Here is a 9,854-nt window from a genome sequence, read left to right as displayed (position 1 = left end):
ACCAGGGTGAGGGCGCGGCGGACCGCGCGCACGTCGGCGTCGCGCTCCTCGGCGTGGCTGCGCACCGTGGTGGTGAGCTGGTCGCCGCGCGCCTGCTCGGGCAGCGCGGCCCATTCGATGCCCGCTTCGGTTGCGGCACTGCGCAGTTCGTCCTCGCCGCGAGCGAGGGCGGAGGCGGCGTGCTGCACGGCGGCTTGGGCGCGCTCGAACTCCTCGGCGCGCTGATCGACGGTCTGACTGGCCTTGGTGGCCTTGTCACGGTGCACGGCCGCCGAGGTCTCCAGGCGGCGCACCGCGTCGGCGAGGTCGTCGAGCTGCTGTTTGCCCTCGTAGGCGCTGGAGCGCTGGAGGGTTTCGCGGTCGGCGAGGGCCTGCTCGTAGGCGCGGTCGGCATCGTCGGCGCGGGTTTCGGCGGCCGCGCGTTCGGTGTCGCGGCGCTGCCGCAGCGCCGAGGCGGCGTGCAGGGCGGTGGCCGCGTGGGTGACCGCGTCGAGCCGGGTGCGCACCTGGTCGACATCGGTCTTCGCCTGTACCGCAAGGTATTTGCGGTACACGTTGACGAAGGTGCGGGTGGCGGTGTCGGCCTGCACCAGACCCTCGAGGGTGCGGCCCACCTCCTCCATATCGCTGAAGGAGCGGGCGGCGTCGAGGATCAGCTGCTCGTCGAGCGGCCGCAGGCCGTCGGTGAGCGCCTGCGACAGTCCGCGCGGGTCCAGGTTCTTCGCCAGCTGCGGGCGGCGCAGCGTGAGAATGAGATTGATGAGCTGGTCGTAGCGCTGCTGCCCGAGCCCGAACATGCGGGCGTCGATGGCGGCGCGGTACTCCACCGGCCGGTCCACGATGGCATCGGTGCCGATCTGCTCGGCCAGCTGTTTGCGGGTCAGCGGCCGGTCCTCGGAGTCCAGCAGGGAGAAGTCCACGCCCACCCGGCCGTCCGCGACGAAATACCAGCGCGTCACCTTGTCGGCGGAGCGGGTGGCGCGCATCCCGATGCCGACGGTCACCACCTCGGGGTCGGCCCAGCTGCCGCGCGCGAACTCCATCCACACGTACGAGTACGCCGATTCCTGTTTGCGGTACAGCAGATTCGACTTCATGGTGCGCTCTTCACCGGCGAACGGATTCAGCCGCCGCGGCTCGATCCGCCCGTCCAGCACGAACGGGAACAGCACCTCGAGCGCCTTGGTCTTGCCCGAGCCGTTGGGTCCGCGCAGCACCAGTCGCCCGTCGGCGAAACAGAATTCCTGATCGCGGTAATCCCACAGGTTCACGATCCCCGCGCGGGTGGGGACGAAGCGCACACCACCGTGAATGAGGTCGCCCATGGGTCAGACAGTCCCTTCTATATCGCCGGGTGCCACGAAGAGTTCGGTTTCCGCGCGCGTGCGGACGGTCACCACAGCCCCCCGGTAGCGGGCCAGGGCGGGTAGCACGAGCAGACCGCCGTCGAGCACCTCCACCAGGCACAGCCGCTCCAGCAGCGCCACCACCTCACCGGTCAGACCGGGTGCGTCGGCCTGCCACTGGGCGGCGAACGTCGCGCCGTAGCGGTCGGTGAGCGCACGCACCGTGTCGAGAATCCAGGAGGACGCGATGAACGGGTACGGCGGGATCTCGGCCGGTTCGGGGTCGTCGTCGGTCGCGTCCTCGGCGGCGAACGGATCCACCGGATCCGACAGCGGCGCGAAGACCGTGCGCATCGGAATGGCGGCATCGAGTTGCTCGGTGAGATCGGTCAACGGGCGTTCCGGGCGGGGACGGCGCTCGACCGGCTTGTCGATATCCAATACCAGGTCCGCGATCTCGCCCACCAGCAGCAGGGCGACCTGGGCCAGGGTGCCGGTGCTCGGGAAACGGATATCGGACAGGCGGCCCGAACTGTCGATGAGCGCCACGCCCTCGGCGCGGCGTTCGGCCGGCAATCCGGTGAGCAGTTCCACCTCGGCGACCAGCTTGTCCTGGGCCAGCAGGCCGCGCTCGGCGGGCGGGAGGTCCGCGGCGTAGACGACCGGCAGCTCCACCAGCGCGCGCCGGACCCGGCGGGCCGCCAGCGCCGCCGCGGGAGAGCGGGTGTCGGCCGCGGTAGCCTCGTCGCCCAGCAGCCCGGTGACGCTGTGCAGGTGCTGGAGGGCGCGCGGCGGGCGGAACAGGGCGAAGACCACCGCCCGGTCGATGTCGTAGAGTGCCTCTCCCGCTTCGGGATCCGCCGCCCAACCACCCGCGTCACCGTCGGCCAGGGCCACCGCGCCGCGCGCCGCCAGCCAGCCGACGGCATCCACGAACGCGTCCCGATCGGCGGCCCGGTCCGGAGCGAGTTCGAGACCGTCCACCTGTTCGGCGTAGGCGGCCACCTGGTCGGCCAGTTCGGACAGGGTGATCTGGTCACCGGCGCGGCCCAGCGCGGCCAGGGCCAGCGACAGATAGGCGTAGCGCCGACGGTCGAAGACACGGTCGGCCACCGTGCGGGCCGGGCGCGCACCGTCGAGCCGGTCCACGATCGGGAACAGTCGCGCGGTGGTCTCGGTGACCTCCAGGCGGTAGCCGAAGAGTTCGGCGAGGTCTTCCCGCAGTTCGGTGGCCCAGCGGCGGATGAGTGCCAGCGCGATGCGATCCGGATAGGTGCGGGTGACGAGGTGGTTGGCCAGGATCACCCGGGCGGCACGCTGATAGCTGTCCAGCGCGAGCGAGTCGATGGTACGAGCGTGCATCAGCCGCGCACCTCCGCGGTCGGGACATCCGCGGACGTGTCGGCTCGGGCGGCCGTCGGCCCGTCGTCGGCCGTGGTGGCGGGTGATGCGCTGTCGGGGGTGAGCCGCTCGGCCGCCTGGTCGGTATCGGCGGGAGATGTCGCGGTCGCGGGGAAATCCCCAGCGGGCGTAGGAGCGTCCCCCCTGCCGTCGCTCGCGAAGGTTTCGGTCGCCGGGTCGGGGTGCTGGGGCTCGGTAGCGATGATGGTGGGCGTCGGCTCGCCGTCCGGAGTGCGGCGCGCTCGCCCGCTGCGCGCCTCGGGCGCGGCCGTTCCATGTGCGGCGGTGGCCGTAGCGGGCGAATCCGACGGTGCGGCGGGCTTTTTCGCCTTCCCCGCTGTCGCGGCGCGTTGGCGGCGGGTGGTGTTCTCGTGGATCTCGAGGGTGCGGCCGTTGAGGTGGAGCAGGCCGCGGGAGGTGCGGACGGCGGTGGAGCCGGGGTGTTCGCGCACGGTGAGAGTGACGCCGTTGTCGGTGCCGGTGGTGCCGCCGACGCGGCCGCTGACCGGGACCCAGGCGGTGGAGGCGGCGTCGAGCAGCTTCAGCAGGACCTCGGTTTCGCCCTCGTCGAGCACGCGGTCGTAGAGGTCGGCGGCGGCGAGGGAGCGGGCGGCCTCGGCGCGGGCGCGCTGGGCGTCGAGCTGCGCTTGGCGCAGGCGGCGGATACCGGCGTCGTTGCGTTGGATGCGGGCGGGCGCGCCGGGTGTGGGCGGGCGGCCCGTCTCGGCGAGGGTGCGGGCGATCTCCAGCGGTGGCGCCTCCCACCAGGAGCGGATGGCGGGGATGATGTCCGCGTCGGGATGCCGCATGGACAGGTGGCGCGGGCGGCCGAGGCCGAAGACCGCGTCGTAGAGGGCGTGTGCGGCCTCGGCGGTGGGGGCCGCGGTGAACCAGCCCGCCAGGTGGCGCAGCGCCGATTCTCGGGAGACGCCGCCCTTGCGGGTCTCGGTGACGCGGCGCAGCAGCGACAGCACCGCCGCGATGGCGCTCATGGTGGCCTCGCGCAGGCGCTCGCATTCGGTGAGCGCACCCTCGGCGTCCGAGGGCAGGAACCAGGCGTGCAGGCCCTGCCAGCGCGCCCGCCAATCCGCCTGCCGTGCAGCGGTATCGAGGAGGACGCGTTCGTCGCAGCGGGCGGCACGCTCGATCAGCGCGTCCACCCCGGTCGCCTCGACCTCGCGGATGGCGGTGGCCAGGCGGGGCGCGAAACGCGCGAGGTCCATGGAGAATTCGCGCATATGCGCCAGCAGCGCGTCCTTGTGGACGAGGAAGGCCTCGGGGGTGACCTCGGTGGTGCGCACCAGATCGCCGAGGGTGAGATAGAAGTGCGCGGCCCGGTCGGCCAGATCCGACAGCGCCCGGTCGAGCCGGTTCAGCACCCGGTACACCCGGGGCGCGTCCCCGGTGCGATTGGCCTCGGCCAGGGTGTGCAGATCCGCCAGCAGTTCCGGCAGCACCAGACGGGAGAGCGCGGCCTCGTCCAGTCGCGCGTCCAGCACATCGGAGACCGCCCGGTACGCCTGATAGCCCGCCTGGGAGAACTGGTAGACGAAATGCCGGTTCCGATACTCGGCCAGCGTCGCCGCCCGGGTGCCGTCGTAGCTGCGCTCCAGCACACCCCACTGGTGCAACTGCTCGAGCAGCGGCCCCACCTCGGTCGCGGTCAGCGCGGGAGCCCCCGGGCAACGTCCGAGCGTCTCCACCACGTCACTGGCGTGCAGCAGCACCACATAGGCGGCGCGCGCGGTGTCGAAGGCGCGCAACACCCACAGGTAATCGGCCCGTTTCTCGGCGGTGGCGAAGGAGAACAGCCGGAGCCGATCGGCGTGCGGCAGATCCCCTCCACCGACCCCGGACGGGTCGGGCAGCAATCCGGCAGCGGTCTCGGTCACCGGGGTGAGACTAATACCGCCCCCGCCCGAGTCCCCAATGCGCCCGCTGTTCGGCGCGCCACAGCGGCCCGAATGCCGACGTGGCGGTGCTGTATTGCGTGGTAAGTCCGAATGTGTCGGGCCGCGACCGGATCAGCTGGTAATGCGTCCGGTGGCCACGCCCTCGAGGCCGTTGAGCATGAGGGGCAGCATGCCGCGCTGATGTGCGAAGTCCTGATCGCCGTCGCCGTCGAAGCCCACCAGCACGAACTGCTCGGTATAGCGCAGCCGAGTGTGGTCGGCGTCGAGGGCCTCGATCTCCACGGTCACCTGCGCCATGGTTCGGCGCACGTCGTTGATCCGGAGTTCGTAACCGAACACGATGCGTTCGTCGTCCACGATATCGAGGAACCGGGACCGGTACTCGATGTGCTCGGCCGTGCCCGTCGGCGCGAAGATTCCGCCCGCCACCTCGGTGCCGCCGACCCGGAAGTCCAGAGTGTGGTGCAGGTGCTCGGGGCGGCTGGGAATGCGAAACCACTTCTGGCGCAGGGAGAAATCGGCGAACACCGCGAACACCCGGGCGCGTGGCGCACCGATATCCCTTGTCACGGTGGTGGTTCCGTGCCGTACCCGGCGCGATTCCGGTGGGGTGGGCGGTGGCGGGGATTCCGTGGTCACATTCTGGGAACTGCCGAGTTCGCGATCATGTTCCCGCCGATTCCGGCACCGGCGGGCGAATCGGCCTCCGGGCGGCGGAATCAGCTGGCGGCGAGGGTGCGCAGTTGCTCGAGGTAGGTGCGGGTGCGGGGGTCGCCGGGAAAGCGTTCGATCATCTCGCGCGCCGCCTCGCTCGCGATCCACGTGAGGGAGGGCAGGGAGCGGCGCTTGCCGGTGAGGGCCTGTAGGCCCTCGTCCACGGCGAGCTCCAGATTGCGATCGCGCACCGCCACCACCGCGAGGGTGAGGTGGGCCTCGGAGACGCGCATGGGTTTGCGGATGGTGCCGTCGGGTGCGGTGGAGTTGCGGATGACTTGCCACGCATAGCTTTCGGCGAGGCGGTCGTCCCCGGCCACCCGGCAGCAGTCCATGGCGTAGAAGTCGAACTTCTGCGGGTCCACCACGAAATGATTGTCCAGATTGGTGGGATGATGAAGTTTGTCGAGTATCGAGCGGCCTTGCGTCAGCGCGGATTCCACCTCGCGGCGATCGCCGATGCGCGCCCACGCCTTGGCGCGCTGCGCCGAGAGCTGCACGCCGACTCCGAGCGCGCCCGCGCCGGGGAGGGCGCTGTCGACGGCGTCGATGGCCCCGCGGTAGTTGCCCTGGGTGAGGGCGAACCAGGCCGCCATTTCCGCACCCCAGCCGATGATTTCGGCATGCTCGGCCTCCTGGCCCAGGGACAGGGCGGCGCGGCGGGTGGCCTCGGCGGCGGTGCGCCAGCCCAGGTCGTAATCTACGCAACCGACCAGTAGGGCGACCCACCCGGCGAGCACCAGCACCTCGCGATGCTGGGCAAGAGTAAGACGACCGTCCAGTAGCGAGGTAATTCGCCGCAACCACGCCGTCCCCTCCGCGTGCAGCTCGTGCGGATCGGTGCACGGATACTCCGAGCACAGCCGGTCGGCCGTGATGTGGATGGCGTCCAGCGTCGCCGCCGAGACGTCGGACATGCGCAGCCGCCCGATGAACTCGAGCGTGTCCATGCCGGTCGCCGAGAGCATCTCATCGTCCCGATTCGGCCGTGACTTGGGGAAAAAGGCCGCGGTGACGGTGTCGAAGGCCGCCGCGATAATGGGCGCGTAGAAGTCGTCCGGGCGGGATTCGCCCGATTCCCACCGCCGCCAGTTGCGTAGCAACGTGGAGTCGGTGGGGAGGTTGTGGCTCGATTTCCCGCGCATGGCGCGGACGGCGTCGGCCTGTGACCACCCCCGAGCATCCCGTTCGGCACGCATTCGGACAGCCCAGACAGGTCGATCGTCACCACCGGACACGCTCTGTAGTATCTCACCAGTTAACCCCGCGTGGACCCGGATAGGGCATCTGGATGTCAGTGGGTTGACATCTGCAATTGCATCTTCGAGAACGCCATAGTCGTTAGTGGGCACACAACAGAACAGCGAGATCCCCAATCCAACGGAGGTTCGGGTGGAAGCGTTGATCTATGGGTACGTGCGTGACGATCTGGCCGACGGCCGCGGTGACGAGTGGGAGAGCGCCATGTGCACCCTCGCCAGCTCGGCCGGTTTCTGCTTCGCCGCCACGTTCCATGAATCGACCCCCGGCGACGGCACCGCGTTCGCGGAGTTGACCGCCGAACTCAAGCGAGCCGACGCGCACCATGTGGTGGTGCCGTCACTCGATCACCTTGCCGGTCAGACGATTCCGCGCGACATACTGATCGCGAAGCTGGCCCAGGAGGCGTCCGCCAAGGTCTGGACGATCGACAGCTGACCGGCGGCCCACGGCCGCGTTCCGACCGATCCCGGCGCTCGCCCATCCGGTACGCGCCCAGCTCAGCAGCCGCGCGGCGGCCCACCCGGCCGCCAGCGAGGCCGCCAATGCCGCCAGGTGATACTGCCCGAACAGCGGATACACCTGCCAGTGCAGCAGATACGCGAACAGCGATGCGTCGGCGAGCAGCGCGGCCGCACCCGCGACCACCGCGGGTACCCGCACCGACGGCAACCAGACGAGCAGCAGGATTCCGGCGAGAATCATGCGCTCTCGGTCGGTTTCGCCGAAATAACCCGGTGCCGTCGCCACCGCGATCACGCTGAGCAACAGCCGGTGCCACACCGTCTCGGCCTTGGCCGCTGCCCAACCGAGGACGAAGAACCAGGCCACCAGCGGTGAGAAGGGCACGTCCTCCGGCCGGTACAGGTCGAATGTCCGGTATCGGAAGATGAGCGCCATCGCCAGCAGCCCGATCGCGAACCAGAACGGCGACAACCGTTCCCAGCGATCGGCCAGCGGCAGGCGCAGCAGCAGCGCCGCGGCCACGATGAGATAGAGCACCACCTCGATGAACCACAGGTGCCCGGCCGTCGGGCTGTCGTGCGGACCCAGAATCTTGTTGAGCAGCAGCACATTCTGCCAGCCGTAATAATCGCTGACCAGCAGCGTCAGCAGCACCCACGCGGCCGTCGGCACGGCGATGAAGGCCGCGCTGCGCAGCGTGCGGCGCAACCGCGGCGCGGCCGGAGCCGCTGTGACGGCGAAGCGCGCGAAATTGAATCCCGCCGCCGCCAACAGCACATGCGCCCCGCCCCACAGGACGAAAAGTCCGATATGTGAGCCGATTACCGTCACGATGCCGATCGCCCGCAACAGGGTGCTGGTATCGAGCGACCGCCCGAATCGCATCCGCCGCCGGGGGAGTGCCTCGAGTTCGGCGATGGTGCGCGACGGCCAGTCGGCTGGCAGCTGCCCCAAGGCCCGTTCGAGCCGCACCGCCAGGGTGACGAAAGTCAGTGAATCGCCCCCGAGATCGGCGAAGGTGGCGTGGGAGCCGATGTGGTCACGATCGAGGCCGAGGGCTTGCGCGAAGAGGGTGCGCACATCCTCGCGGGTTGCGCCAGGTCCGCCGGACGGGAGCGCATCGCCGTCCGTGCCCGGCAGGCGCCGGATACTCAAATAGTCCGGTTTTCCATTGGGTAGCCGCGGAATCGACGGCACCACGCAGATCCGCACCGCGGCGACCGGCAACCCGGACAGCCGTGCCGCTTCCCGGACGACGGCCGCACCCTGCGGCGCGGCCGCGTGGTCGACGCTCGGTGTCGTCGTGTCCGCGTCCTTCAGGTCGGCGAGCGCCGTGTTCGCGATGTCGACGCTCGGTGGCGTCGCGTCCATGACATTCACACTCGCCGGCGTCGCGTCCGCGCCGTCCGCGCCGGTCGGCCGCCGCATCGCGATGCCCGCGCCGTTGCGATGTTCGGTCGTGACTTCCGGTTCCGTCCGCCGCGCGGTCGCGGGTGCCGCTCCTGTCGGTTGCGTGCCTTCGCTGTCGGCGTCCGCAGGCATCGCCGACTCGACCGCCACCACCAGTGCTTCGCCGTCCTCGGTGCAACACGCGGTGAAACCGGCGGCGGCGAGCCCGGATTCGATGCGTTGCAGGTCGATGCGCAGGCCGTAGATCTTGGCGAAGCGGCTGCGGCGGCCGATCACTCGGTACAGGCCGTCTTCGGTGCGGCAGGCCAGGTCGCCGGTGCGCAGGGCGGGGTGGGTGGGGCCGAGGGCGAGGTCGTCCGGTGACTCCGCGTAGCCGAGCATCACATTGGGGCCGTGGTAGACCAGCTCGTGGACGCCCTCGTCGACCGGCTCCAGGGTGAAGGAGCCGCCGGGGACGGGGATGCCGATGCAGTCGGGGTGGGTGGCCGCCAGATCGGGCGGCAGATAGGCCATGCGGGCGGTGGCCTCGGTCTGCCCGTACATGACATAGAAGCGGAAGCCGCGGCGCGCGCCCAGCCGGGCGTAGGCGGCGACCCGTTCGGGTGCGAGCCGTCCGCCCGCCTGCGTGACGTACCGCAGGTGCGGCAGCGACATGCGCTCGAATCCGATGCGGTCGAGCAGGTCGATGGTGTACGGCACGGCCGCGAAGGAGGTGGCGCGCTGCGCGGCGAACTCGTCCCAGAACTCGGGCTCCACCACCGACCGGCTGGTCAGCAGCAGGCTCGCGCCGCGCAGCAGATAGCTGTGCGCCACCGACAGCCCGTAGCAGTAGAACAGCGGCAGCGTCGTCGCGGCGCGGTCGGTCGGCTCGATCTCCAGGTATTCGGCGATGGCCGCCGCGTTCGACAGCACATTGGTGTAGGACAGCCGCACCAGCTTCGGTGAGCCGGTCGAGCCGGAGGTGCTCAGCAGCAGCGCCAACTCGGGGTGCAGGGTGTGCGCCGAACCGTCGCGCCGGACGACCGGTTCGGGCGTCGAGCCGTCGGCGGTGGCCGTGATGACCACGTCGGGGTCGTAGCTGTCGATCAGTTCCGCGGTCACCGTCTCGGTGAGCAGCACCGCGCACCCGGCCTCGAGGGCGCCGAGATAGGCCACCAGCGATCCGATGTCGTTGCGTGCCGCCAGGGCGACGAGCCGGCGTCCGGTACCGAGGCGTTCCGCGAATTCGGTGACTGATCCGGCTAATTGGGCATATCGGACTTCGTGACCATGCTGGACCGCCGCGATACGGTCACCGAACCCGTGCAGATGCGCGGCGATCCGTGGCGAGGTCATTCGGTCCAGT

The 9,854-nt window shown here is 70.2% G+C and carries 5 protein-coding genes and 2 pseudogenes; 1 reads left to right on the top strand and 6 read right to left on the bottom strand.

What is annotated here, in order from left to right; genetic code table 11:
* The 5 genes and pseudogenes from ON31_RS16015 to ON31_RS15995 all read right to left on the bottom strand — a co-directional run.
* Positions 1-1,325, bottom strand: a pseudogene (locus ON31_RS16015) (endonuclease); the annotation flags it as partial.
* A 3-nt stretch (positions 1,326-1,328) separates the two neighbouring features.
* Positions 1,329-2,708 carry a TIGR02678 family protein gene (locus tag ON31_RS16010; RefSeq protein WP_039814544.1) on the bottom strand — a complete coding sequence of 460 codons (1,380 nt, stop codon included), beginning with the start codon at positions 2,706-2,708 and terminating at the stop codon, positions 1,329-1,331.
* 413 nt (positions 2,709-3,121) lie between these two features.
* Positions 3,122-4,618: pseudogene (locus ON31_RS16005) on the bottom strand (TIGR02677 family protein); the annotation flags it as partial.
* A 153-nt stretch (positions 4,619-4,771) separates the two neighbouring features.
* Positions 4,772-5,230: an SRPBCC domain-containing protein gene (locus tag ON31_RS36695; protein WP_039814553.1), complete on the bottom strand. Its 459-nt coding sequence runs from the start codon at positions 5,228-5,230 to the stop codon at positions 4,772-4,774.
* Positions 5,231-5,379: 149 nt separating this feature from the next.
* The gene (locus ON31_RS15995; protein ID WP_218007330.1) at positions 5,380-6,573 is read right to left on the bottom strand and encodes a helix-turn-helix domain-containing protein; all 1,194 of its coding nucleotides are present in this window, start codon (positions 6,571-6,573) and stop codon (positions 5,380-5,382) included.
* 193 nt (positions 6,574-6,766) lie between these two features.
* Here ON31_RS15995 and ON31_RS35635 point away from each other — a divergent pair, with 193 nt between their 5' ends.
* A complete protein-coding gene (locus ON31_RS35635) occupies positions 6,767-7,072 on the top strand; it encodes a hypothetical protein (RefSeq protein ID WP_081592491.1) in 306 nt (101 codons plus the stop codon).
* Here the strand turns inward: ON31_RS35635 and ON31_RS37975 are convergent.
* The gene (locus ON31_RS37975; RefSeq protein ID WP_255222131.1) at positions 6,974-9,844 is read right to left on the bottom strand and encodes an AMP-binding protein; all 2,871 of its coding nucleotides are present in this window, start codon (positions 9,842-9,844) and stop codon (positions 6,974-6,976) included. The two genes, ON31_RS35635 and ON31_RS37975, sit on opposite strands and share 99 nt — an antisense overlap.
* Positions 9,845-9,854: the final 10 nt, after the last annotated feature.

The sequence above is a fragment of the Nocardia otitidiscaviarum NBRC 14405 genome (genome assembly GCF_000308635.1).
Classification (GTDB): Bacteria; Actinomycetota; Actinomycetes; order Mycobacteriales; family Mycobacteriaceae; genus Nocardia; species Nocardia otitidiscaviarum.
Note: the sequence above shows the minus strand (reverse complement) of the source record. Positions and strands in the feature narration are given on the sequence as shown.

Coding starts and splice junctions, on each gene's coding strand:
- ON31_RS16010 (WP_039814544.1), bottom strand. CDS start 2,708: ATGCACGCTCGTACCATCGACTCGCTCGCGCTGGACAGCTATCAGCGT.
- ON31_RS15995 (WP_218007330.1), bottom strand. CDS start 6,573: ATGCGTGCCGAACGGGATGCTCGGGGGTGGTCACAGGCCGACGCCGTC.
- ON31_RS37975 (WP_255222131.1), bottom strand. CDS start 9,844: ATGACCTCGCCACGGATCGCCGCGCATCTGCACGGGTTCGGTGACCGT.